Origin of the sequence: Klebsiella sp. DY2415 (assembly GCF_026314315.1) — a bacterium.
In the GTDB taxonomy this organism is placed as follows: domain Bacteria; phylum Pseudomonadota; class Gammaproteobacteria; order Enterobacterales; family Enterobacteriaceae; genus Klebsiella; species Klebsiella ornithinolytica.
Genome location: NZ_CP111115.1, coordinates 3,819,357 through 3,844,001 on the forward strand (window position 1 = coordinate 3,819,357; position 24,645 = coordinate 3,844,001).

A 24,645-nucleotide genomic window follows, 5' to 3' on the forward strand; every position below is an offset into this window, starting at 1 on the left:
AATCTGGAAGGAACCTATGACCACATACTCCCGCCATCCGGCATTCTTATCGCTTCAGGGCGGCATCAACTTTCGTGACCTCGGCGGCCTGCATACCGCCGACGGCCGCCGCATACGCGAGGGGAAACTCCTGCGCTCCGGCGCGTTACATCGGATGACCGACGAGGATCTGAGCCATCTGGACAATCTGCCGGTGACCCGGGTCATTGATTACCGCGATCCGCACGAGGTCCAGCGCAGCCCCGACAGGTTGAATGGACGGATGCGTTATCTCAATGCGCCCGCCAATCCTCTGACGCCAGGCGTCGATGCCAAAGTCACGGAACTTAACGCCGCGACGCTCAATGCCATGAGCGGCGAGAAATTTATGCTGCAGCTTTATCGTCAGCTGCCCTTTAATAACGCCGCTTATCGCCAGCTTGCCGGCTGGCTGATGCAGCCAGCTGACGGTGCGCTGTTGCAGCACTGTGCGGTGGGTAAAGATCGTACCGGCGTGGGCTGCGCGCTGACGCTGTTCGCCCTTGGCTGCGACACGCCGACGGTGATGGAGGAGTATCTCCTCACCCACGGTACGCTGAACCAGGTCGAAACCGGACTCCTCGGCCTGCTCGGCGATCAACTGAGCTCCCGCGGACGGCAGAATCTGGCAGAAATCCTGACGGTACATGAGTCGTACCTCGCGGCGGCGCTATCGGCAATTCACGAGCGCTATGCCAGCGTGGATGCATGGCTGGAACAGGAATATCAGCTGACGCCCGACGCGCGCGAAGCGCTGCGCTCACGCTTTCTCGAGGGGTAAATGCCGTTTTTTCCTGCCACGATTTGCCGCAGAAATGAAAAACGGCGAACTACACTTGAAACAACTGGCAAAAAAGTGTGATTTCGTACACATCTGATTTCCCTGTTGGATGGAATGCACATATAATGCGCTCCCATCTATTAGCTGAATCATCTGACAAAGGCCTTTGTGGCTTTGCCACTGCACACGACATGAAGAATATGAAAATATCGACACTCTTAGCGGCAGCCTTCGCCCTCGTCGGCTTTTGCAACACTGCATCCGCTGTCACTTATCCGCTGCCGACCGACGGTAGCCGACTGATTGGTCAGAACCAGGTGATTACGGTTCCTGATAACAACAAGCAACCGCTGGAATATTTCGCAGCTAAATACCAGATGGGATTGTCCAACATGCTGGAAGCCAACCCGGGCGTGGATACCTATCTGCCGAAGAGCGGCACCGTGCTGAATATCCCGCAGCAGCTGATTCTGCCGGACACCGTGCATGAAGGTATCGTTATCAACAGCGCGGAAATGCGTCTTTACTACTACCCGAAAGGCACCAACACCGTTATCGTGCTGCCAATTGGTATCGGCCAGCTGGGCAAAGATACGCCGATCAAATGGGTCACCAAGGTAGAACGTAAGAAAGCGGGTCCAACCTGGACGCCGACGGCGAAGATGCACGCGGAATACATCGCGGCGGGTAACCCGCTGCCGGCCGTCGTACCGGCGGGTCCTGACAATCCGATGGGGCTGTATGCGCTGTACATTGGTCGTCTGTATGCGATCCACGGCACCAACGCTAACTTCGGTATCGGGCTGCGCGTCAGCCACGGCTGCGTCCGTCTGCGTAACGAAGACATCAAATTCCTGTTTGAGAATGTGCCGGTTGGTACCCGCGTCGAGTTTATCGATGAGCCGGTGAAAGCCACTACCGAGCCGGACGGCAGCCGTTATGTCGAAGTACATAACCCGCTCTCCACCACCGAAGCGCAGTTCCAGGGCGGTGAAATCGTACCGATTACGCTGACCAAAGAAGTCCAGGCGGTCACCAGTCAGTCCGATGTCGATCAGACCGTGGTCGAGCAGGCTGTCCAGAACCGTTCCGGTATGCCGGTTCGTCTGAACTAATCTTCTGACGTAACGACATAAAAAAAGCAGGCCTTGCGCCTAATGCGGGTCACTGAAAGGTGACCCGCTTTTTTTTGGTTTATCGCCGGCCAGGGCGATGCCGGTAAACGGTGGTTTGCACCACCGTAAAAACTAAATCCCCGGCTTAACAGCGACCTACGGGGCAGGAACGCCTACAGATATGTTGAAGCCGAATCGAAACGGCAATCTCTGTGAGATGACGGATTCTTACACCTCTGGCGGATCGGTCAACCGCCCCCTGAACGATCGCCATTAGGCCCGGTGCCCGCCTTTTTTATCCGTTATTGACCAGGATAATGCCGCCATGATCGTAGCGATAGTGGCAGCGGGCATACTCCAGCGGCGTCCCGTCTTCCAGATAGATAACCTGCTCAACTTCCAGTACCGGGTCGCTCTCGCCGCAGTTCAGGTGCAGCTGGTCGAGGGCATCCGGCTTCATCGCCCGCACCACGCGATACGAGCCCATTAGCTTCAGCCCCAGCGTCTCCTGCACGTAGCGAAACACCGAGCTTTCCAGATGCGTTTTATTTAGCCCCGGCACCAGCGCCACGGGCATCACCGTCATATCCAGCGAGACCGGTTCGCCGTTGAGCACCCGCAGGCGGACAAAATCATAGACTGGGGCATCGGCGTCGATAAGCAGCGAGGTTTGCTCTTTTTCCGTGGCAAAGCGCAGTTCAAAGCGGATCACCTGGCTGGCCACTTCCCCGAGATGCTCCCAGGTTTTGGTGGCGCCGAAGTAATCGCTGCCCGGCAGTTCCCACTGCGAGAGCTGCAGAAAGTTTTTCCGCACGAAGGTGCCCTGCCCTTTGCGGGTATAAATAAGGCCCTCGACAATAAGCTGGCGCATCGCCTGCTGGATGGTCATCCTGCTGGTGTTAAATTCCGCCGCCAGCGCAAACTGGTCGGGTAACGGGGCGCTGGCGGGGTACTGCTGGCTGATAATCCGTTTTTTTATTTCCCGCGCGATCGAAAGATACTTCGCCGTCATTCCCCGTCCTTTTTTATGATGATTGTCTCTGGATATACTCTGCTGCACCAGGGCTGGCGGGCCTAAGAATACACCAAACGCCCGCCGCTCGCCCCGCTACATCTCTGCACCATTGCTGCGGATAGCCTGCTTTAACCAGGCGTAGCTTTTCTTCGGCACGCGCTTAAGGTCTTTCAGATCGTGGTTTTCGCGATTCACATACACCACGCCGTAGCGCTTGCGCATATCGCCCTGAGAGCTGAGGATATCAATCAGTCCCCAGCCGAGGTAGCCTATCACCTGCGCGCCATCTTCAAATATCGCCTCTTTCATGGCGTTGATATGATCGCGATGATAGGCAATACGGTAATCATCGGCCACCGGCGTCTCACCATCCCATGACTCAATCACGCCAATGCCGTTTTCAATCGGGAATACCGGCAAACGCCAGTCGTTGTAATAGCGCGTGATGATCATGCGGAAACCGAGCGGATCAATCTGCCAGTTCCATTCCGTCGCTTTCAGCCAGCTATTCGGTTTATCGCCGAACAGCATATAGTTGTTCACCGGCGTACCGGGAGGAACGGGATCGCTGTCCAGAGTCCGGCTGGCATAGTAGCTGAAGGCCAGATAGTCGACTTTTACCGTCGCCATCAGCGCCAGATCCTCTTCCCGATAGATCTCGCTAAAACCTTCCCGCGCCACGAAGTGCATGACTTCCGGGCTGTAGCCTTCACCGGCAAATGCGCGGAGCAGGTTCTGGTTAAAGAACTCATCAAGCTGCTGGGCGCAGAGCATATCGCGCGGCTTACAGGTCGCCGGATAGACCAGCGCGTGCGCCAGCATACCGCCCATCAGGCAGTGCGGTTTCGCCTGATGCAGATAGTGGGTCAGGTGAACATGGGCCATCATCACGTGGTGCTGGATCTGGTACAGCTCGCGCAGAGTTTTCTCACCGCGCAGATAGCCCGTAATGAGGAACGCCTCCGGCATATGGTAGAGATTCTGCTCGTTGAAGGTCAGCCAGTACTTCACCTTATCGCCGTAGCAGGCGATCATCTTCTGGCCGTAACGAATAAAGGCGTCCATCACACGACGGTCGGTGAAACCGTTATAGCGTTCCGCCAGTGAAAGCGGCATATCGAAATGATACAGGCAGATCATCGGCTCAATACCGCGGGCGATCAGTTCATCAATAAACCGGTGGTAGAAAGCGATCCCCTCTTCATTAAATTCGCCGTCGCCCAGCGGACACACCCGACTCCAGGCAATCTGGAAGCGATAGCAGTTCATCCCCAGATCCTGCATCAGGTCGAAATCTTCCCGGTAACGATGGTATGAGTCCGTGGCGACTTTCCAGTCGGAGGCGAATTCCGCAGGCTCGCGAATATCGTACACCGACATCCCTTTCCCCCCTTCATTCCAGGCCCCTTCCGTTTGCATGCTGGAAACCGAATTACCCCACAAAAAGTCCGCCGGTAGTCTATTGTTCATCTCACGCCTCTATATGACTAGTCATTTAAATTTCATGACTAGTCATATAAACGATCTTCACCACCCAGGCAAAACAAAGGATCGTTTTTTGTGAGCGCAGCAAATAAAAAAAGCCGGATCGGGGGCCCCGATCCGGCCAGACAGCGACCTGTATTTACTGCTGTGCGAGCTGATCGCGGCGATATTCACCCTGCCGCTCCAGCATCCAGCCGGGGTATTCGCGCGGCAGTGCGCTGACCGCATCCAGCTGGGCCAGCTCCACCTCGCTCAGTTGAATATCGACGGCGGCGAGGTTGTCCGCCAGCTGCTCGGGACGTTTGGCGCCGATAATCACGCTGCTGACCGCCGACTGATGCAGCAGCCAGGCGAGGGCAATCTGCGCGACCGAAACACCTTTAGCCTCCGCGATGACGCGCATGACATCGATGCAGTCGAAGGCGCGATCTTTATTTACTGGCGGGAAATCAAACGCCTGCCGACGGCCGCCCTCGGCGCTCTGGCCGTCACGATCGTACTTTCCGCTCAGCAGACCGCCGGCCAATGGACTCCAGACCATCAAACCGACCCCTTCACTCTGCATCATCGGAATCAGCTCACGTTCGAGATCGCGCCCGGCAATCGTGTAGTAAGCCTGGAGGGAGGCGAAGCGCGACAGCCCCAGACGCGCGGAAATCCCCAGCGCTTTCACGATTTGCCAGGCCGCCCAGTTTGACACACCGATGTAGCGGACATGTCCCTGCTGCACCAGATTATCCAGTGCATAGAGCGTCTCCTCGATGGGCGTTGCCGGATCGAAACCGTGCAGCTGATAAAGATCGATGTGATCGAGCTGCAGCCGTCGCAGACTCTCTTTGACGCTCCCCATGATGTGAAAGCGCGAACTGCCGCGGGAGTTGACGCCGGCTGTGCCGGTTTCGCCAAAGACTTTGGTGGCCACCACCACGTTCTCGCGCGGAACCTTCAGATTTTTTAGCGCCTGACCGGTTAACATTTCCGAACGGCCTTCAGAATAGACATCGGCGGTGTCGATAAAGTTAATGCCCGCATCCAGCGCACTGCCCATCAGCTGTTCGGCCTCAGCCTGGCGCAACTGACCAATTTTTCCCCACATGCCGCCTTCGCCGCCAAAAGTCATGGTGCCCAGGCACAGTCGGGAGACAAACAGACCGGTATTTCCGAGTTTTTGATAACGCATTGGACTCTCCTCATCAGGATATTAAACCTCAGCGTTAACGTTATACGCCCGCGGCGGAACGGGCGAATGGGGTGATTCTGTCTCTTTCTTGCCCAATCCTCTGAAAATCAGGCGATGAATAACAGTAAGGCGTAGCCCACCAGCGCCGCCCACAGCAGCAGCGGCAGAGAGTAAAGATGGAAGCGCCACCAGATGCGGCGATCTGATGCCATACGCAGTGCAATTAAATTCGCCAGCGAGCCGGGAAGCAGGCCAAAGCCGCCGACGTTGACCGCCCAGGCCAGCAGCGGCGAAGGAGGAACATAGTTGAGCAGCAGTATGGTGGCCGGTACGTTGCTGATGAACTGCGACAGGCCAATCGTCGACAGCCACAAGCCGCCGGCAGAAAGCTGCCCCACCCCGCTTAAAACCTGATGCAGCGCGGGAAGTTGCGTCAACAGATGAACGTCAATGAACATCACCATAAAGACCAGCAGCAGCGACCAGTCCACATGGATAATCACCGCCCGCGCCAGCAGCAGAAAGCCGAGAAGAATCAGTCCCAGCCCCCACAGTTCAAGCTTCATTTCTAAAGCCGTCAGGAAGATCAGATAAAACGCCAGGCAGCCCCACACCAGCTTCGGCTGCCACGATGGCGCCCGGTCCGCGCTTTGAAAGTGCAGACGGGTGGCGGAGAAACAGCACCAGCACAGTACCAGCAGCGTCAACATCATTGCCGCCGCCAGCGGTAGCATTTGCCCGATAAACCCAAGGAAGCTGAGGCCGGATCGCCCCCACAGCAGGATATTTTGTGGATTACCGATCGGTGTTAACAAAGATCCGGCGTTGACCGCCAGCGCCTCGAAAATAATCAGCCGGTTAACCGGTATCGCGCACCATTTTTTCAACGTCAGCGTGAGCGGTACGACGATAAACAGCGCCACATCATTGGTCAGAAACGTCGAGAGCAGCGCCGCCGCAAGGACCATAAATATGGCCAGCTGACGCTCGGTGGCAAACCGACGCGCCATTTTGCGGCCAAGCACATCAAAATAGCCGCTCAGTTCAATCCCTTTAGTCAGCAGCATCAAGCCGCTCAGGGTGATAATCGTGTGCCAGTCGATAGCCTGGGGCCAGCTTTTTGGCGCAAACGGGACAAAGAAACTTAAGCCGCAGGCGATGATCACCAGTAAATGCAGAAAACGATCGCGAGCCAGAGAGTGAACAAAGGGAAGATTCATTCTCCTTGCTGCCCGTATTTAAGGGTGAACTGATTAAATGCCGCCAGCGTCTCTTCACTGACGTGATGTTCCATCCCTTCCGCGTCACGACGGGCTATCTCCGGACTCACGCCCAGAACAAGTAAGAAATTCTCGACGATCTGGTGGCGTTCGCGGCTCTCATGCGCCAGCTTCTCACCTTCCGGAGTTAAAAAGACCCCGCGCCATGGGATCTGCTCAATCAGCCCGACGCTGGCCAGGCGTTTTAACATTTTGGCCACCGTTGGCTGGGAGACCCCCAGACGCGCGGCCATATCAACCTGACGCGCCTCTCCCACTTCGCGAATCAGATCTGAAATCAATTCGACGTAGTCGTCAATCAGCTCCCGGCGGTGGGCTTCGCGTACCTGGCGAAACCCCTCAACGTGTTCTTCAACATTAACAAGCTGCGTCACTTTTTTTGTTATAGGTCTTCCGGCGCGACGGTTCATTGTGCTTCCTCATACGTGTGACGCATCAAGCATCATCTCAAAAGATCCCCATTGTAAATGATTGGGCCCGTAGCACAAAAAATTAACGTTTTAGCCATAGCTATAAAATATAGCCTGTGCTATATCTGTATGTAATACAGACATCCTTCAAGGAGCGAAGGGCGAAATTACAGGAGGTCCCATGAACGAATTCCAGAGGTGCTTACGCGTGTTTACTCATTCTCCTTTTAAAGTCCGCTTAATGCTGATTAACATGCTGTGCGACATGATGAACGGCAAGAATCGCCAGGAAAAACCCCATCACTAAATGCGGCGTCGCGGTACGCCGCTTCATTTTTCCGTCACAATACCCTGTCAAACTGACCCGTTTCGCCGCGTTCTCGCCGCTTTTTTCAAGTTTTGTAAGCTTTCTCTCAAAACAATCCGTTATGTCCGGTTGACCTTATCATTTGCAAGCCCTATCTTTTGTCAGCCCTGCCACTACTGCGGCTCGCAGAGACCCTCTTCAGGCACTGTCCAGCAGGTTTTACCCCTTGATGCCAGGGGATGCACATGGCGTCTTTTTGATTAATTACTATGAATGTCACCCTGAAAGAAACGCTGGTCGCTCGCGGATTAGTCCCTAACCCGTGGACAGGATTTTATTTTCTCCAGTCTCTGCTGATTAACCTCGCACTCGGCTATGAATTTAGCCTGCTCTATACCGTCGCATTTACATGCGTGTTACATCTGCTGTGGCGTCATGCCCCGCGGATGCAAAAGGTTGTGGTAGGAGGCTACTCGCTGCTTGCCGCCTTCTATTACCCGTTTGGCCAGGCGTACGGCGCCCCCAACTTCAATACTCTGCTGGCGCTGCATGCCACCAATGTCGAAGAGTCCACCGAAATTCTGACCATCTTTCCCTGGTACAACTACCTGCTGGCGGTCTTTATTTTTGCGCTGGGCGTGATTGCCGTGCGTCGTAAAGCGGAAGCGCGTAAGCCGTGGAGCAAAATGGAGGTGCTGGGGCTGCTGTTCAGCATCGGCATCTTCTTTCTGCAGCCGGTGCAGAATCTGGCCTGGGGCGGCGTCTTCAAAGTGATTGATACCGGCTATCCCGCCTTCCGTTTCGTGAAAGACGTGGTGGTCAACAATAATGAAGTGCTGGACGAGCAGGCGCGTATGGCTCAGCTGGCCAATATGAAAGACAGCTGGCATGTGCTGGCGGTCAAACCCAAATATCAGCTTTACGTCGTGGTCATCGGAGAGAGCGCGCGCCGCGATGCGCTTGGGGCTTTTGGCGGCCACTGGGACAACACGCCGTTCGCCAGTTCAGTCAACGGCTATCTGTTTAATGACTACATTTCCGCCAGCGGTTCAACGCAAAAATCTCTCGGCCTGACGCTCAACCGGGTGGTGGACGGCAAGCCGCAATACCAGGATAACTTCGTCACGCTGGCGAACCGCGCCGGCTTCCAGACATGGTGGTTTTCCAATCAGGGGCAAATTGGCGAATACGATACGGCGATAGCCAGCATCGCAAAGCGTGCGGATGAGGTGCAGTTCCTCAAGAATGGCGATTTTGAGGCCAACAAAAATACTCAGGATGAGCAGCTGTTGAAGCTAACCGAGCAGGTGCTCTCCGTGCAGCGGACCCAGCCGCAGCTGATCGTCCTGCATCTGATGGGATCGCACCCGCAGGCCTGCGATCGCACCAAGGGAAAATATACCGTCTTTGTGCAATCGAAAGAGACGTCCTGCTATCTCTACAGCATGACGCAAACCGATACGCTGCTCGGCAAGCTCTATCATCAGCTGCAGAATTCCGGCGAAAGCTTCTCGATGACCTATTTTTCCGATCACGGTCTGGCCTTTAAAGAGCGCGGTAAAGAGGTTCAGTACCTGGCGCACGACGATAAGTACCAGCAGAATTTCCAGGTGCCGTTTATGGTGCTGTCCAGCGATGATAAAGCGCATAAAGTGATTAAGGCACGGCGCTCTGCCAACGATTTCCTCGGGTTCTTCTCCCAGTGGACCGGGATCCGCGCCGCCGAGATTACGCCTCGCTACCGCTTTATCTCTGAACAAGCCGCCGGGCCGGCCTATATCACCAACTTCCAGCTACAGAAAGTAGACTATACCCACCTGGGTAGCGATCTGTTCACGACCCACTAGCAGGCACGCCGCCGGGAAACGGCGGCGGCAAACCCGGGCGAACGTCGCGGGCTGCAGGCAAAAAAAATCCGCCCCAGTGAGGCGGATTTTTTATATCACCGAAGCGATTAGAAGCTGTAACCAACGCCAGCGATCCAGGTGCCAACGTCAACGTTACGAATACGAGACTGCTCGTAGGAGAAGTCCAGAGCAACGTTTTCGATCGGGTTGAACTGCATACCTGCACCGTAAGAGAAACCGTAGTCGCTCATGTCGTGCTTGTTCGGGTAGCTGTTGTCCTGGAATTTACCGTGACCGATACCCACTACGCCGTAGATGCTAGCCCAGTCGTTCAGACGGTAAGCCGGACCTGCGGTGATGCCGTAGTACTGGCCTTTCTGGTATACGCCAGATTCAGTACGGTCTTTTTCGGTGTAGGTGAAAGAACCGATAACACCCAGCGGGCTATTGTCTTGCTCGTAACGGTACTTCAGGTTGAAACCGCCAGCTTTGTTGGCTTCACCCTGCATGTCGCTCTGAGCATAACCACCGGTAACGGTAGAAGTTGCAGCGAAAGCGGTACCTACGGATGCAGCCAGAACAACGGCCAGTGCTGAAAAACGTGCAATTTTATTCATAACCACCTCAAATGTGTTTCTAATAAGTCCTAAGTCTTAAATATATCAAAAACTTTCAGGAAACTCTTTTGACTTTACACTGTCTAACATAGCTTTTCATGTAACCAAAAGTTTCCATAATTCTGTAACAAACTGGAAAACAACCGTTTTTGGCGAATACCCTACTATTAAGGCCGATAAAGCCCCGCACGTGCATCCAGATTAATCCTAATCAACAGGTTAATTTCTCTTCTCGTCTCGCCCCATTGTACGCCTCCCGAACGCGTTTTTTTCAACAATAGATAAACCGTAGCCAGGTAATTCATTTACACTGGAACCTTTACCGCATTTGACAAACCCTGACAGGAGAAAGGATGCCCGGCTCGTCCCGCAAAATACCGGCATGGCTGCCGATACTGGTCATTTTAATCGCCATGGTCTCTATCCAGAGCGGCGCTTCGCTGGCGAAATCGCTGTTCCCGTTGGTCGGCGCACCCGGCGTAACCGCGCTGCGCCTGGCATTAGGCACCTTGATTCTGGTGATTGTCTTCAAGCCCTGGCGCCTGCGCTTTACCGCAGAGCAGCGCCTGCCGCTCCTCTTGTATGGTCTGGCGTTGGGGGCAATGAATTATCTCTTCTACTTATCGATTCAGCGCATTCCGCTGGGGATTGCGGTGGCGCTGGAGTTTACCGGGCCGCTGGCGGTGGCGCTGTTTGGCTCGCGGCGTCCGCTCGATTTCGTCTGGGTGATCCTGGCCGTACTCGGGCTGTGGTTCCTGCTGCCGCTGGGGCAAGACGTCGCGCAGGTCGATCTGACCGGTGCGCTGCTGGCGCTGGGCGCCGGGGCCTGCTGGGCCGTCTATATTCTGACCGGCCAGCGTGCCGGAGAAGAACACGGTCCGGCAACGGTGGCGATGGGATCGCTTATTGCCGCCGTGGTCTTTGTCCCGCTGGGCATGCTGCAGGCAAGCGACACGCTGTTCCAGTGGTCGCTGCTGCCGCTGGGACTGGCCATCGCCGTCCTCTCTACGGCGCTGCCGTACTCGCTGGAAATGATTGCCCTCACCCGTATGCCTACCCGCACATTCGGCACGCTGATGAGCATGGAGCCGGCGCTCGCCGCGCTATCGGGAATGATATTTCTGGGCGAGACGCTGACCTCTACGCAAACCCTGGCGCTCGGGGCGATTATCCTCGCCTCAATGGGCTCTACGCTGACGATGCGTCGGGAAAGTAAAATCGAAAAAGTGGATATCAGCTAGCCAACGTTACCCGTTCTGCACGAGGTTCTCGCATCGTGCAGAACCGCGCCACCCCGCTGACTTTTTACGCAATTTCACCCCTTTTTCAAAATAGCCAACCTCCCCGCACTATCGAACCGATAGGGACAACCGCCCTCCCCATATGGCAATCCGTTGCTATACTTAGTGCCATTAGTTACCGGGGACAAGCGCTCCATTTGATTCAAATTTGATGTATGACGAGTATAAATATCAAGAGGATATGAAACTATGAGTACCGCAAAACTGGTTAAAACGAAAGCATCCGATCTGCTCTATACCCGCAACGATGTTGCAGACAATGAGAAGAAAGCAACCGTCGAGCTGCTGAATCGTCAGGTGATCCAGTTCATTGACCTGTCGCTGATTACCAAGCAGGCTCACTGGAATATGCGCGGTGCCAATTTTATTGCCGTTCATGAAATGCTGGATGGCTTCCGCACCGCTCTGACCGACCACCTCGACACCATGGCTGAACGTGCCGTACAGCTGGGCGGCGTTGCGCTGGGCACCACTCAGGTGATCAACAGCAAAACCCCGCTGAAAAGCTACCCGCTGGATATTCACAACGTTCAGGATCACCTGAAAGAGCTGGCTGACCGCTACGCGATTGTGGCCAATGACGTGCGTAAAGCGATCGGCGAAGCAAAAGATGAAGACACCGCCGATATCTTTACCGCCGCCTCCCGCGACCTGGATAAATTCCTGTGGTTCATCGAAGCCAACATCGCATAAACCTGCACAATCACCGTCAGCCTCGCTGGCGGTTTTTTTTCAGATTATCCTCACTTCTGCCACCTGATTTTTTCCTCGCGCCTCACTCGCACCATTTTAGTGCGCAACAATGGACAAAATACGTACAAAAGTAAAACAATTGTAATAATCACCTCACACAATCGTTACGGCGAGATTGTTTTACCATCAGTGTTTGCGTTAAAAATGCACTTGTTATGCGGCGTGTTTATGACGCACCAAAATGACGCCCCATTGCGGTGCATCTGCCGTGATCTATAACCGAAACCGTGCAACAGGATAGACTTCGTTTGTTATAAAACAACAAGTTGTAAAACTGGCACGATTTTTTCATATGGTTACGCGTTCTCGCAGGGGATCGTCCCGTGGATAAAAAAGGAAATGCTATGAAGTCTGTATTTAAAGTTTCACTGGCTGCACTGACCCTGGCTTTTGCGGTTTCTTCTCAGGCCGCTGAAAAACAACTGATTGTTGCGACCGATACGGCGTTTGTTCCGTTTGAATTTAAGCAAGGTGATAAGTATGTCGGTTTTGATGTCGACCTGTGGGACGCCATCGCGAAAGAGCTGAAACTGAACTATACCCTGAAGCCGATGGATTTCAGCGGCATCATTCCTGCGCTGCAAACCAAAAACATCGACCTCGCGCTGGCGGGGATTACCATTACTGAAGAACGCAAGAAAGCGATCGAGTTCTCCGATGGCTACTATAAGAGCGGTCTGCTGGTGATGGTGAAAGCCAATAACAACGACATCAAAGATGTGAAGGACCTGAACGGTAAAGTTGTGGCCGTGAAAGGCGGTACCGGCTCCGTTGACTACGCGAAAGCCAATATCAAAACCAAAGACCTGCGTCAGTTCCCGAATATCGATAACGCCTATATGGAGCTGGGTACCGGCCGCGCCGATGCCGTTCTGCATGACACGCCAAACATCCTGTACTTCATCAAAACGGCCGGCAACGGTCAGTTCAAAGCGGTAGGGGAATCGCTGGAAGCGCAAAACTACGGTATCGCCTTCCCGAAAGGCAGCGACGAGCTGCGCGAGAAAGTGAACGGCGCGCTGAAAACGCTGCGTGAAAACGGCACCTACAACGAAATTTATAAAAAATGGTTCGGTACTGAGCCAAAATAATAATCAGCATTGATCGCTTACAGGTCTGCTGAATTCCGATCACCCGGACAGGGCTACTGGCCACCGTCCGGGTATCGCTTTGCCGCAGGCCTGAGTCATTTTTTCTCAGAGGCACGCCTCTGTTTTTCGACACGGTAACAGGAACGAACTATGCAGTTTGACTGGAGTGCCATCTGGCCTGCCATTCCAATTTTGCTGGAAGGCGCCAAAATGACGCTGTGGATTTCCGTCCTCGGCCTGGCTGGCGGCCTGATAATCGGCCTCGTCGCCGGTTTCGCCCGCTGCTTTGGCGGCTGGATTGCTAACCACATTGCGTTAGTCTTTATCGAGATCATTCGCGGAACCCCGATTGTGGTTCAGGTCATGTTTATCTACTTCGCCCTGCCGATGGCGTTCAATGATCTTCGCATTGACCCCTTCTCGGCGGCAGTCGTGACCATCATGATCAACTCCGGCGCCTATATCGCAGAAATTACCCGCGGGGCGGTACTCTCAATTCACAAGGGCTTCCGTGAAGCCGGCCTGGCGCTTGGCCTGTCCCGTCGCGAAACCATCCGCCACGTGATTCTGCCGCTGGCGCTGCGTCGCATGCTGCCGCCGCTGGGTAATCAGTGGATCATTAGCATCAAAGATACCTCGCTCTTTATCGTCATCGGCGTCGCCGAACTGACCCGTCAGGGTCAGGAGATTATTGCCGGTAACTTCCGCGCGCTGGAAATCTGGAGCGCCGTGGCCGTGATTTATCTGATCATCACCCTGGTGTTGAGCTTTGTTCTGCGTCGTCTTGAAAGAAGGATGAAAATCCTGTGATTGAATTTAAAAATGTTTCCAAGCACTTTGGCCCGACCAAGGTGCTGCACGATATCGATCTGAAGATCAATAAAGGCGAAGTTGTGGTGATTATCGGGCCGTCCGGCTCCGGGAAATCGACGTTGCTGCGCTGTATTAACAAACTGGAAGAGATCACCAGCGGCGAGCTGATCGTCGATGGCCTGAAGGTTAATGACCCGAAAGTCGACGAGCGCCTGATCCGTCAGGAAGCCGGGATGGTGTTCCAACAGTTCTATCTGTTCCCGCACCTGACGGCGCTGGAGAACGTCATGTTCGGGCCGCTACGCGTGCGTGGTGCTAAAAAAGAGGCTGCCGAAAAACTGGCTAAAGATCTGTTGGAAAAAGTGGGACTCGCCGAACGCGCGCACCACTACCCTTCCGAGCTCTCCGGCGGCCAGCAGCAGCGCGTCGCAATCGCTCGCGCCCTGGCGGTAAAACCCAAAATGATGCTGTTTGACGAACCGACCTCGGCACTGGATCCGGAACTACGCCACGAAGTGCTGAAAGTGATGCAGGATCTGGCGGAAGAAGGGATGACGATGGTCATCGTTACTCACGAGATCGGCTTTGCTGAGAAAGTGGCATCGCGACTGATCTTTATCGACAAAGGGCGTATCGCCGAAGATGGCGATCCGCAGGTACTGGTGAAAAACCCACCGAGCCCGCGTCTGCGCGAATTCCTGCAGCACGTCGCCTGATATTCCCCTGGCTCCCCGTATGCGGGGAGCCGCTTTCGCTTTCCAGACACATCCCACGCCGCTTCTCCCGCTATCAACTTCTATACTTAATGGTTTTGGAATGAGATGGAGGCGCCCGTGCCGTGGATCCTGTTACTGCTTGCTACGCTGTTTACCGCCCCGCTTTCGGCAGCCACACTGCCCGGTGTCCCGGCCGCGAGCGCTGAACAACCCGCCAGCAGTGAACCAGACCTCGAGAAAAAAAAGGCCGCCTATGCGGCGCTGGCCGATGTGCTGGAAAACGATGCCGCCCGCAGAGAATTAATCGACCAGCTGCGCTCTGCCGCCGCCACGCCGCCGGCCAGCACGCCAAAGCTGACGCCGCCGGAAGAGAAAGATGAACGGACGGTACTGGAAAACGTCACCCAGGTGAGCCGCGAGTACGGTGAACGCTTTGCTTCACGTTTTTCTCAGCTGTGGCGCAATATCACTGCCTCTGCACATAAGCCGTTTCATGCCGAAACCTTTCGCAACGCCGCCGGCCATTTCCTGCTGCTGGCCGTGCTGGTATTCGCCTTCTGGTGGCTGGTCCGCCTCGCCGCGCTGCCGCTGTATCGCAAAATGGGTCAGTGGGGGCGACGCAAAAACCACGATCGCGGTAACTGGCTACAGCTCCCGGCCACCATCGCCGGCGCGTTTATCTTCGATCTCCTGCTGCTGGTGTTGACGCTGTTTGTTGGCCAGATGCTCAGCGATCGGTTTAATGGCGGCAACCGGACTATCGCCTTTCAGCAAAGCCTGTTTCTGAATGCCTTCGCCTTGATTGAGTTTTTTAAAGCGATTCTGCGGCTGATTTTCTGTCCGCGGGTGACGGAGCTGCGGCCGTTTAACCTCAGCGATGAGAGCGCGAAGTACTGGAACCTGCGCCTGAGCGCGCTGAGCAGCCTGATTGGCTACGGCCTGATCGTCGCGGTGCCGATTATCTCCAATCAGGTCAACGTTCAGGTCGGCGCGCTGGCGAATGTGGTCATTATGCTGTGTATCACCCTCTGGGCGCTGTATCTGATCTTCCGTAATAAAACGCGGATTACCCAGGGGCTGCTGCACCTGGCGGACCGCTCGCTGGCCTTCTTCAGTCTGTTTATCCGCGCCTTTGCGCTTATCTGGCACTGGCTGGCCTGCCTCTACTTTATCGTGCTGTTTTTCTTTTCACTTTTCGACCCCGGCAACAGCCTGAAATTTATGATGGGAGCCACGGTACGCAGCCTGGCGATTATCGGCGCCGCCGCGCTGCTCTCCGGCATCTTGTCACGCTGGATAGCGAAAACCATTACCCTGTCGCCGCAGACCCAGCGCAACTATCCCGAGCTGCAGAAGCGGCTGAACGGCTGGATCTCCGTCGCGCTCAAAGTGGCGCGAATTTTAGTGGTCTGCGTGGCGATTATGCTGCTGCTAAGCGCCTGGGGACTGTTTGATTTCTGGAACTGGATGCAACACGGCGCCGGGCAAAAAGCGGTGGATGTGCTGATTCGCATCGCGCTGATTCTGTTCTTCTCCGCCATCGGCTGGACGTTGCTCGCCAGCCTGATAGAAAACCGCCTGGCCTCAGATATTCACGGCCGCCCGCTACCGGGCGCTCGTGCCCGTACGCTGCTGACGTTATTCCGTAACGCGCTGGCGGTCATTATCAGCACCATCACGGCGATGATCCTGCTCTCCGAAGTGGGGGTGAATATCGCGCCGCTGCTGGCCGGCGCCGGTGCGCTGGGGCTGGCCATTTCGTTCGGTGCCCAGACGCTGGTAAAAGATATTATCACCGGCATTTTTATCCAGTTTGAGAACGGGATGAATACCGGTGACCTGGTAACCATCGGGCCGTTAACCGGCACAGTGGAACGGATGTCGATCCGTTCCGTCGGCGTGCGCCAGGATACCGGCGCTTACCATATTATCCCGTGGTCCTCGATTACCACCTTCGCGAACTTCGTGCGCGGCATCGGTTCAGTGGTTGCCAACTACGATGTCGACAGACAGGAAGATCTGGATAAAGCCGGCCAGGCGCTGAAAAACGCGGTTGCCGACGTGATGGATCAGGAGGAGATTCGCGGGCTGGTGATTGGCGAGCCGTCATTTGCCGGGCTTGTCGGCCTGAGCAATACGGCATTTACCCTGCGGGTCACCTTCACCACTCTGCCGCTGAAGCAGTGGACGGTACGCTTTGCGCTCGATACGCAGGTGAAGAAACATTTCGATCTCGCCGGAGTCCGGGCGCCTGTGCAAACCTACCAGGTTCTGCCGGCACCTGCGCCCATCTCCGCGCCACCTGCGGCGCCCGCAGAGCCGACGCTCTAGCCACCGCGCAAAGCATATTCCGGGCGAACCTGGCCGCCCGGAGGCATCATCCTTAACGTGCCAGCGGACGGCGGCGTTTAGCCTCATCCATGAAGGTCCAGGCGATAAAGCGACTCTGCTTCTGCCCCTGAGCCATCTCTTTTTTCACCACCTTCACCGCGCCGGCTTCGGTCAGCGCACGGTAAAGCGGCGGCAGATTATCGCCGCGCGACACCAGCGAGGTGAACCATTTCACCTGGCGACCAAACTGCTGGCTTTCGCGGATCATCTGCGTAATGAACGCCACTTCACCGCCTTCGCACCACAGCTCCTGCTGTTGGCCGCCGAAGTTCATCACGCTGTCCGCCCCCAGCCCCAGATTGCGACGCTTACGCTCGCCGCCTGCCTGCGCGCTGGCAGCAGAATCGTGGAACGGCGGATTGCACAACGTCGCATCAAAACACTCATTTTTATGAATAATGCCGCTAAAGATAGCCCCGCTCTCTTTCTGTCGACGCAGACGAATCTGGCGACTGAGCCCCGGGTTAGCATTGATAATCGCCTGCGCGCTGGCGATCGCTTCCGCGCTAATTTCGCTGCCGGTAAAACGCCAGCCGTACTCATGCGCACCAATCAGCGGATAGATTAAGTTTGCCCCGGTGCCGACATCGAGGATGCTGGCATTTTCAGGAATGGTGCCGGTATCCAGCGCCAGCAGGTCGGCCAGGTGGTGAATATAATCCGCTCTTCCCGGTACCGGCGGGCATAAGAAGCCGTCTGGAATATCCCAGTGTTTCACCGCGTAAAAATGCGCCAGCAGCGCCTTATTCAGCGCCTTCACCGCCAGCGGGTTAGCAAAATCGATGGTCTGCTCGCCCACCGGATTAAGGGTGATAAAGCCTTGCAGCTCAGGGTGAGCCTGGCATAGCGCGGGCAAATCATAACGTTGATGATGACGGTTACGCGGGTGTAACCCCGGTTTCTGGGCTTTCATGGCAATCTCCTTTGAACAGCCGCGTAAGATACCCGTTGACGGCGGCGCGGTAAATAAGGGAGTCTGGATATCTCTTATTCGGTTACGGGTGCTCTATGTATTTCTATCAACCTTCACAGGGACATGGCCTGCCGCACGACCCGCTTAACGCGATTATCGGCCCACGCCCTATCGGCTGGATCGCCTCTCTGGACGCCGCAGGTCATCGCAATCTTGCCCCCTACAGCTTCTTTAACTGTTTTAACTATCGGCCCCCGATTATCGGTTTTGCCAGCAGCGGCTGGAAAGACAGTGTACAGAATATTGTCGAAACCAAAGAGTTTGTCTGGAATCTGGCCACCCGCCCTCTGGCTGAAGCGATGAACGAAACCTCCGCCAGCATTCCCCGCAACGAAGATGAATTTGCCCGTGCCGGGCTGACTCCCGCCGCCAGCCGTCTCGTTGCGGCCCCTCGGGTCGCGGAAAGCCCGGTGAACTTCGAGTGTCGGCTCTCCCAATGTATTCGCCTGACCCGTGCCGATGGTGAGCCTGTCGATAGCTGGCTGGTGCTCGGCGAAGTCGTCGCGGTACATATCGATGAGTCGTTACTGGAAAATGGCGTCTATCAGACCGCTAAGGCCAGGCCGATTCTCCGTGCCGGCGGGCCGAGCGCCTATTACACTATCGATGAAAATCTGCGTTTCGACCTGATCCGCCCGGACGCCCGTTAAGCCGTTTGTTCTTCCGCCCGACCCACGGCGCGCGCCCGGTCGGGCCGCCGTTTATGCAAAAAAGATGTTGTTTGTCTTCAATTTTTTACCCTGTCTATCCTGCCGTAAAGGCCTAAACTTATAGTATGTCCCATGCAGTTAATGAGGATATGCTCATGAAAAGAAATCTGCTGTTACTCACCGCAATCGCGATTGCCCTCACCTCTTTTATTGCCCAGGCCGGGATCTCACCTCCTCCGCCTACCGCCGAGAGCGGTCCGCTACGCCCTGCAGGCACCGTTTCTGCCTCCGGCGCCAGCAATCTGGATGATCTGCAGGCGAAACTGGCGGAAAAAGCCCATCAAAAAGGGGCAATCGCCTGGCGAATCAACTCCGCCAGCAGCGCGAATAAAATGTCCGGTACCGCCATTATCTATAAATAATCCGCCGGCCTGAACGGGTCTGAACCCATCGCGGTCCCGCCTCGCGTGGCCCGACCGCTGCCGTTTATGTAGAAAAAATGCAGTTCACGTAAAGAAATGTATTTATTTTTTTATCAACGAGTGATAAAAATTCGCCGTCATTTGATAATAGTTATCAAAATCATTATCAAACGCATTGCTATTTTAACAAATCACCTGCAGCGGTCGGGGCCGGCATCGCTGTGCCTGCGGTTGTGATGGCTTTAATTAAAACTATAAGTTGCTTATTGAAATGGACAAAAAACAAAACTTACCGTTCAGCAGTTTTAGCTCGCTGACGATCTTTACCGGCATGTGTCTGAGTCTGTCGCCGACAGGCCTGGCTCTGGCCGCAGACAACACCGAAAAAAATGGCGGTGAAACGCTGGTGGTGGAAGCGCAGGCTCCCTCTCTGTATGCCCCGACGCAATCCGCCGACCCCAAATTTTCCCGCCCGATTGCCGATACCACCCGTACGGTCACCGTGGTCTCCGAGCAGGTGATGAAAGATCAGGGCGTGACTAACCTGACCGATGCGCTGAAGAACGTTCCCGGCGTCGGAGCCTTCTACGCCGGTGAAAACGGCAGCTCGTCGACCGGCGACACCATTTATATGCGCGGAGCCGATACCTCTAACAGCATCTATGTCGATGGTGTCCGCGATATCGGTAGCGTGACCCGCGATACCTTTAACACCGAACAAGTGGAAGTGATTAAAGGCCCGTCTGGCTCTGACTACGGTCGTAGCGCTCCGACCGGCTCAATCAACATGATCAGCAAACAGCCGCGTCTGGATTCCGGTATCGATGCCTCCGTCAGTGCTGGCAGCGCCTGGTTCCGTCGCGGTACGCTCGATATCAATGAAGCCATCGGCGAAACCAGCGCCGTACGGCTGAACCTGATGGGCGAAAAAACCCATGATGCCGGCCGCGATAAGGTCAAAAATGAGCGTTACGGCATCGCGCCATCGGCCGCGTTTGGTCTCGGCACTGAGAACCGTCTGTACCTGAACTATCTGCATGTCACCCAGCACAACACGCCGGACGGCGGTATTCCGACCATCGGTCTGCCGGGGTACTCCGCGCCAACCCCAGGCACCGCGGCGCTCAATCACTCGGGTAGGGTGGCTACCAGCAACTTCTACGGGACGGATTCCGACTACGACGACTCCACCACCGATACGGTGACCATGCGCTTCGAGCATGACCTGAGCGATAACACCACCATTCGCAACACCACCCGCTGGTCGCGCGTAAAACAGGATTATCTGCTGACTGCAGTCATGGGCGGCGCGACCAACATCACCCAGCCGGATCCGAACGATGTCGGCACCTGGACCTGGTCGCGTCTGGCGAACACCAAAGACGTCAGCAATAAAATTCTGACCAACCAGACCAACCTGACCTCAAAGTTCTATACCGGTTCGATCGGGCATGATATCAGCGCCGGTTTCGAGCTGACCCGGGAAACACAGACCAACTACGGCGTTTATCCCATTACGCCTCCGGCGGTCAATATTTACCATCCCAATAGCAACATCTCTATTGGCGGTCTGGACCGCAGCGGCGCCAACGCCAACGGGCAGACGGATACCTTCGGCGTTTATGCCTTCGATACCCTGCAGATTACCCGTGATTTCGAGCTGAACGGCGGCATCCGTCTGGATAACTACCAGACCAAATATGACAGCGCCAGCCTGTGCGGCGGCACCGGCCGCGGTGCGGTTGCCTGTCCGGCCGGCGTGGCGAAAAACAGCCCGGTCACCACGGTTGATACCTCCACCAGCGGCAATCTGGTGAACTGGAAAGCCGGTGCGCTGTACCACCTGACCGACAGCGGCAACATTTACGTCAACTATGCGATCTCCCAGCAGCCTCCGGGCGGCAATAACTTTGCCCTGGCCCAGAGCGGCACCGGGAACAGCGCCAACCGTACCGATTTTAAACCGCAGAAAGCGAAAACCAGCGAAGTCGGTACCAAGTGGGAGCTGATGGATAAACGTCTGCTGCTGACGGCAGCGCTTTTCCGTACCGATATTGAGAACGAAGTCGAGCAAAACGACGACGGCACCTATTCGCAGTACGGTAAAAAACGCGTTGAAGGTTATGAGCTGTCGTTGGCCGGGAATATCACCCCGGAGTGGCAGGTTATCGGCGGATATACCCAGCAGCACGCCAGCGTTCGTGAAGGCAACAACATCGCCCAGGACGGCACCAGCGCGCTGCCGTACACGCCGGAGCACGCCTTTACCCTCTGGAGCCAGTACCAGGCAACCGATGCCATCGCCCTTGGCGCAGGCGCTCGCTATATCGGCAGCATGCACCGCGGCAGCGACGGCGCCGTCGGTACGCCGTCCTACACCGAAGGCTACTGGGTGGCTGATGCGAAAGTGGGCTATCGTATCAACCGTAACGTCGATCTACAGCTGAACGTCTATAACCTGTTCGATACCCATTACGTCGCCTCAATCAACAAGAGCGGCTACCGTTATCATCCAGGCGAACCGCGTACTTTCCTGCTGACCGCCAACGTGCATTTCTAATCCACGACGGGGCGGCAACGCCCCGTTTCTTGAGGAGAAACAACGATGATGTACCATATCCCCGCCGTTCTCAGCCCGCAGGAAGTTGACGATTTTCGCGCGCAGCTGCAGCAGGCCGACTGGGTTGACGGGCGAGCCACGACCGGCGATCAGGGCGCGCTGGTGAAAAAAAATCAGCAGGTCGATACCCGCAGCCCGCTGTACGGCGAACTGCAGAACCGGGTCCTCGCGGCGCTCAACCGCAGTTCGCTGTTCTTCGCCGCCGCCCTGCCCAAAACTCTCTCCAGCCCGCTGTTTAACCGCTATCAGCAGAGTGAAACCTACGGTTTTCACGTTGACGGCGCGGTGCGCAGTCAGGCTCAGGGCGGCTGGATGCGTACCGATCTTTCCGCCACCCTGTTCCTCAGCGCGCCGGAGAGTTATGACGGCGGTGAGCTGGTGGTAAACGACACCTATGGTCAGCATACGGTCAAGCTGCCGGCGGGCGACCTGGTGCTCTACCCCTCAAGCAGCCTGCACTGCGTGATGCCGGTGACCCAGGGCGTGCGCGTGGCTTCTTTTCTGTGGATCCAGTCGATGATCCGCGATGATAAACGCCGCAGCATGCTGTTCGAGCTGGATCGGAATATTCAGACTCTGAAGAGCCGCCACGGCGAGAGTGACGAGGTGCTATCGCTGCTTAATCTGTACCATAACCTGCTACGGGAGTGGTCGGAAATCTGAGCCCTTGCCTGACGCATTTTTGCCCCCATCTTCACGCTACCCGTCATACTCAAGTTGCCTGCACGTTGGCTTGGCTACTCGACTCCCAATGAGGCCTCACCCATACGGGCCGCCGCCGCGCAGCGTTCAAATCTGTTGCGCACAGATTGGCCGCTCCCCCCAGCCACTTACCGAAGTAAGCGTCCGGGGGCCCGGCGTCGTCGCCTTTCTGCAACGCGAATAAGTCAGGGTATATAATGACAGTAACAACAGTGAGGAGGTGCATCATGGCATCAGGTTGGGCAAATGATGGCGCAGTTCAGGATCAGATCGACAGCACCGTTGATGATGCGGTCGCACGGGCGAGAAACGCCCTACCCAGCGGAGAGAGCCACAAATTTTGTGATGAATGCGGAGAGCCGATTCCCGAGGCCCGGAGGAAGGCGATCCCGGGGGTCAGATACTGCGTGAAGTGCCAGCAGGAGAAAGATTTACATAACAATACATTTTCAGGATATAATCGCCGTGGCTCCAAGGACAGCCAGCTACGCTGACCTTCCTTTACCGTTCATTACCGCAGAAAGCATTATCTTTTCGCGCACGTTTTTTGGCTAAAAAAGTGGCAAAATGTGCCCTCAATGCGTTCTTCATCCCGCCGGCGTCTCTCCGGCCATCCCGCCACGAAATAATTTATTAATATTCAATAAATTAATAATCATTCAAAAAAATCGATGAAGACTGTTAATTTCCTTCGATTTTATCTCTCGCAAAAAAGCGTGATACTTATCACATCGACGGAACATCGTCCTCTTAACAAAATAACCTGCGAGAGATTAACTATGAAAACCATTAAATATGCTGCCGCTGCTATTGCCCTTACTACTCTGTCCTTTGGCGCTTTTGCCGCTCAGCCGGTTAGCCCGTCTCAGGCTGAAAGCATGAACAAAATTGGCGTAGTGTCTGCTGAAGGCGCAACGACTCTGGATGGTCTGGAAGCCAAACTGGCTGAAAAAGCGGAAGCCGCTGGCGCGACTGGTTACAGCATCACCTCCGCTAACACCAACAACAAAATTAGCGGTACCGCGGTTATCTATAAATAATCGCTGCCCGACCTGTATTAACCCTGAACGACCCTTTAATACCCTTGTTTTGCCCGTCCGTGCCACCGGACGGGCTTTTTTTTATGCGTTGCTTTCTGACGTGAGCTTTTTTCAGGGGAAACCGGCGGCTACCACTGTTCCGCCACCCGGCTCAGTCCCTGCTCGAGGGTCGCAACCTCGCCGGCTGCCACCAGGCAGCAGGCCAGCTGAATTCTCAATGAGGTCGGCAGCGGCTCACTTCCCACTACGCAGCGCTCAATCCAGCGAGCGGTGACCTGAGGATCTTTTGACTCCGGCAGTACAGCCCCCTCCTCCGGCAGCTCGCTCTGGCGTTCATGCACAACCCGCGTCCCTGAAGCATCAATCAGGCTAATTTGCGGGCATCGCTGTGGATTGGCATACACTTCACCTTCCGTCCCGTGCATTAACAGCGCCCGTCCGCCGATCTCAACAAAGAATTTCGCAACCTTGCCCACATATTCGGGGTGAGAAACGCTCGATAAACGTAGCGCCGCATCTTCAGCAAATGGCGTCGCCAGCTTTGCCAGCGTATGTGCGCTGTTGCGTACGCCCATACGCCAGCGCAGGGCAAGCTGTTTCTCCAGCGGCGGGCAGAGTACGCCAACCGGTATGTACACCGGCTCGTGGCCGTCGAGTCGCGCCTGAGCCTGGCCCGCATGTCGGGTGGCGGGGATCCCCATCAGCTCAAAAATCGTTTCCGTCAGCACCCGGGTCGGATCGTGGCTGACGCCATGCACCACCACCGGAAAGCCGAGCTTATGCAGCAAAACGGCCAGCAGAGGAGTCAAATTAGCCTGCTTGCGCGCGCCATTATAGCTAGGGATCACAATCGGCATTGGCCTGGCGACAGGCGGCGTCAGACGCAGGGTCTTCTGCTGCATGGCTTCATAGAAGCCTTTCATTTCCGCTTCGCCTTCGCCTTTAATACGCAGGGCAATTAAAATCCCGCCCAGCTCCAGCTCTGCCACCTCGCCGTCAAGCATCCGCGAGTAAAGCGCGCGGGCAGTATCCACATCCAGGTCACGCGCGTGATTTTTCCCGCGCCCGACTTCTTTAATGATCTTGCTGTAGTCCATCGAAGACTCCTGTTAGCTGCT

At 55.6% G+C, this 24,645-nt stretch carries 24 protein-coding genes; 16 read left to right on the forward strand and 8 right to left on the reverse strand.

All coding sequences use genetic code 11. The annotated features are described in order from the left end of the window. Positions 1 to 16 precede the first annotated feature (16 nt). Complete coding sequence (locus OQV00_RS18200) at positions 17 to 799, forward strand: tyrosine-protein phosphatase (protein ID WP_004859850.1); 783 nt, start codon at positions 17 to 19, stop codon at positions 797 to 799. A gap of 191 nt (positions 800 to 990) precedes the next feature. Further along, positions 991 to 1,914: a L,D-transpeptidase gene (gene ldtB / locus OQV00_RS18205; protein ID WP_160873486.1), complete on the forward strand. Its 924-nt coding sequence runs from the start codon at positions 991 to 993 to the stop codon at positions 1,912 to 1,914. A gap of 295 nt (positions 1,915 to 2,209) precedes the next feature. Here ldtB and OQV00_RS18210 read toward each other — a convergent pair whose 3' ends face one another. The 5 genes from OQV00_RS18210 to mntR all read right to left on the reverse strand — a co-directional run bounded on the left by OQV00_RS18210 (position 2,210) and on the right by mntR (position 7,284). Continuing rightward, on the reverse strand, positions 2,210 to 2,926 hold the full coding sequence (locus tag OQV00_RS18210; RefSeq protein WP_015584836.1) for a GntR family transcriptional regulator: 717 nt from the start codon (positions 2,924 to 2,926) through the stop codon (positions 2,210 to 2,212). Positions 2,927 to 3,022: 96 nt separating this feature from the next. Beyond that, a complete protein-coding gene (locus OQV00_RS18215) occupies positions 3,023 to 4,399 on the reverse strand; it encodes a glycoside hydrolase family 1 protein (RefSeq protein ID WP_032716938.1) in 1,377 nt (458 codons plus the stop codon). 154 nt (positions 4,400 to 4,553) lie between these two features. Continuing rightward, positions 4,554 to 5,594 (reverse strand): aldo/keto reductase, encoded by a 1,041-nt coding sequence (locus tag OQV00_RS18220; RefSeq protein WP_162661519.1) that lies wholly within the window; start codon positions 5,592 to 5,594, stop codon positions 4,554 to 4,556. 107 nt (positions 5,595 to 5,701) lie between these two features. Then, positions 5,702 to 6,814: an anion transporter gene (locus OQV00_RS18225; protein ID WP_136342436.1), complete on the reverse strand. Its 1,113-nt coding sequence runs from the start codon at positions 6,812 to 6,814 to the stop codon at positions 5,702 to 5,704. Further along, complete coding sequence (gene mntR / locus OQV00_RS18230) at positions 6,811 to 7,284, reverse strand: manganese-binding transcriptional regulator MntR (RefSeq protein ID WP_004859834.1); 474 nt, start codon at positions 7,282 to 7,284, stop codon at positions 6,811 to 6,813. The genes OQV00_RS18225 and mntR overlap by 4 nt, the downstream gene beginning before the upstream one ends. Positions 7,285 to 7,465: 181 nt before the next feature. Here mntR and mntS point away from each other — a divergent pair, with 181 nt between their 5' ends. Then, complete coding sequence (gene mntS / locus OQV00_RS18235) at positions 7,466 to 7,591, forward strand: manganase accumulation protein MntS (protein ID WP_004859832.1); 126 nt, start codon at positions 7,466 to 7,468, stop codon at positions 7,589 to 7,591. Between the two features lie 269 nt (positions 7,592 to 7,860). Next, on the forward strand, positions 7,861 to 9,438 hold the full coding sequence (locus tag OQV00_RS18240; protein WP_015584840.1) for a phosphoethanolamine transferase: 1,578 nt from the start codon (positions 7,861 to 7,863) through the stop codon (positions 9,436 to 9,438). Positions 9,439 to 9,545: 107 nt separating this feature from the next. On the opposite strand, the gene ompX is transcribed toward OQV00_RS18240, so the two are convergent. Then, positions 9,546 to 10,055: an outer membrane protein OmpX gene (gene ompX, locus OQV00_RS18245; RefSeq protein WP_004859826.1), complete on the reverse strand. Its 510-nt coding sequence runs from the start codon at positions 10,053 to 10,055 to the stop codon at positions 9,546 to 9,548. Positions 10,056 to 10,408: 353 nt separating this feature from the next. Here ompX and rhtA point away from each other — a divergent pair, with 353 nt between their 5' ends. The 6 genes from rhtA to ybiO all read left to right on the forward strand — a co-directional run bounded on the left by rhtA (position 10,409) and on the right by ybiO (position 17,060). Continuing rightward, a complete protein-coding gene (gene rhtA / locus OQV00_RS18250) occupies positions 10,409 to 11,296 on the forward strand; it encodes a threonine/homoserine exporter RhtA (protein ID WP_004859821.1) in 888 nt (295 codons plus the stop codon). Between the two features lie 249 nt (positions 11,297 to 11,545). Next, entirely contained in the window at positions 11,546 to 12,049 is a 504-nt protein-coding gene (dps, locus tag OQV00_RS18255) for a DNA starvation/stationary phase protection protein Dps (protein ID WP_004859819.1), read from the forward strand. Between the two features lie 404 nt (positions 12,050 to 12,453). Beyond that, the gene (glnH, locus tag OQV00_RS18260) at positions 12,454 to 13,200 is read left to right on the forward strand and encodes a glutamine ABC transporter substrate-binding protein GlnH (RefSeq protein ID WP_004859818.1); all 747 of its coding nucleotides are present in this window, start codon (positions 12,454 to 12,456) and stop codon (positions 13,198 to 13,200) included. A 150-nt stretch (positions 13,201 to 13,350) separates the two neighbouring features. Further along, the gene (glnP, locus tag OQV00_RS18265) at positions 13,351 to 14,010 is read left to right on the forward strand and encodes a glutamine ABC transporter permease GlnP (RefSeq protein ID WP_004859816.1); all 660 of its coding nucleotides are present in this window, start codon (positions 13,351 to 13,353) and stop codon (positions 14,008 to 14,010) included. Then, entirely contained in the window at positions 14,007 to 14,729 is a 723-nt protein-coding gene (gene glnQ / locus OQV00_RS18270) for a glutamine ABC transporter ATP-binding protein GlnQ (RefSeq protein ID WP_004859814.1), read from the forward strand. The genes glnP and glnQ overlap by 4 nt, the downstream gene beginning before the upstream one ends. A 117-nt stretch (positions 14,730 to 14,846) precedes the next feature. Beyond that, positions 14,847 to 17,060, forward strand: a complete 2,214-nt coding sequence (ybiO, locus tag OQV00_RS18275) for a mechanosensitive channel protein (RefSeq protein WP_266279196.1) — start codon at positions 14,847 to 14,849, stop codon at positions 17,058 to 17,060. Positions 17,061 to 17,112: 52 nt separating this feature from the next. Here ybiO and rlmF read toward each other — a convergent pair whose 3' ends face one another. Continuing rightward, positions 17,113 to 18,033, reverse strand: a complete 921-nt coding sequence (gene rlmF / locus OQV00_RS18280; RefSeq protein ID WP_015584842.1) for a 23S rRNA (adenine(1618)-N(6))-methyltransferase RlmF — start codon at positions 18,031 to 18,033, stop codon at positions 17,113 to 17,115. Positions 18,034 to 18,128: 95 nt separating this feature from the next. Between rlmF and OQV00_RS18285 the strand changes: the two genes are divergently transcribed. From OQV00_RS18285 to ybiJ, 6 genes are all read left to right on the forward strand, one after another. Then, positions 18,129 to 18,743: a flavin reductase family protein gene (locus OQV00_RS18285; RefSeq protein WP_004859806.1), complete on the forward strand. Its 615-nt coding sequence runs from the start codon at positions 18,129 to 18,131 to the stop codon at positions 18,741 to 18,743. A gap of 155 nt (positions 18,744 to 18,898) precedes the next feature. Next, entirely contained in the window at positions 18,899 to 19,165 is a 267-nt protein-coding gene (locus tag OQV00_RS18290) for a YdgH/BhsA/McbA-like domain containing protein (protein ID WP_032716935.1), read from the forward strand. A gap of 271 nt (positions 19,166 to 19,436) precedes the next feature. Further along, on the forward strand, positions 19,437 to 21,725 hold the full coding sequence (locus tag OQV00_RS18295; RefSeq protein WP_004859802.1) for a catecholate siderophore receptor Fiu: 2,289 nt from the start codon (positions 19,437 to 19,439) through the stop codon (positions 21,723 to 21,725). Between the two features lie 45 nt (positions 21,726 to 21,770). After that, positions 21,771 to 22,448: a PKHD-type hydroxylase YbiX gene (gene ybiX, locus OQV00_RS18300; RefSeq protein ID WP_004859801.1), complete on the forward strand. Its 678-nt coding sequence runs from the start codon at positions 21,771 to 21,773 to the stop codon at positions 22,446 to 22,448. A gap of 266 nt (positions 22,449 to 22,714) precedes the next feature. Further along, entirely contained in the window at positions 22,715 to 22,981 is a 267-nt protein-coding gene (locus OQV00_RS18305) for a DksA/TraR family C4-type zinc finger protein (RefSeq protein WP_004859799.1), read from the forward strand. A gap of 285 nt (positions 22,982 to 23,266) precedes the next feature. Next, the gene (gene ybiJ / locus OQV00_RS18310) at positions 23,267 to 23,527 is read left to right on the forward strand and encodes a DUF1471 family protein YbiJ (RefSeq protein WP_004859796.1); all 261 of its coding nucleotides are present in this window, start codon (positions 23,267 to 23,269) and stop codon (positions 23,525 to 23,527) included. A 128-nt stretch (positions 23,528 to 23,655) separates the two neighbouring features. Here the strand turns inward: ybiJ and ybiB are convergent, their stop codons facing one another. Next, complete coding sequence (gene ybiB / locus OQV00_RS18315; protein WP_004859793.1) at positions 23,656 to 24,624, reverse strand: DNA-binding protein YbiB; 969 nt, start codon at positions 24,622 to 24,624, stop codon at positions 23,656 to 23,658. Positions 24,625 to 24,645: the final 21 nt, after the last annotated feature.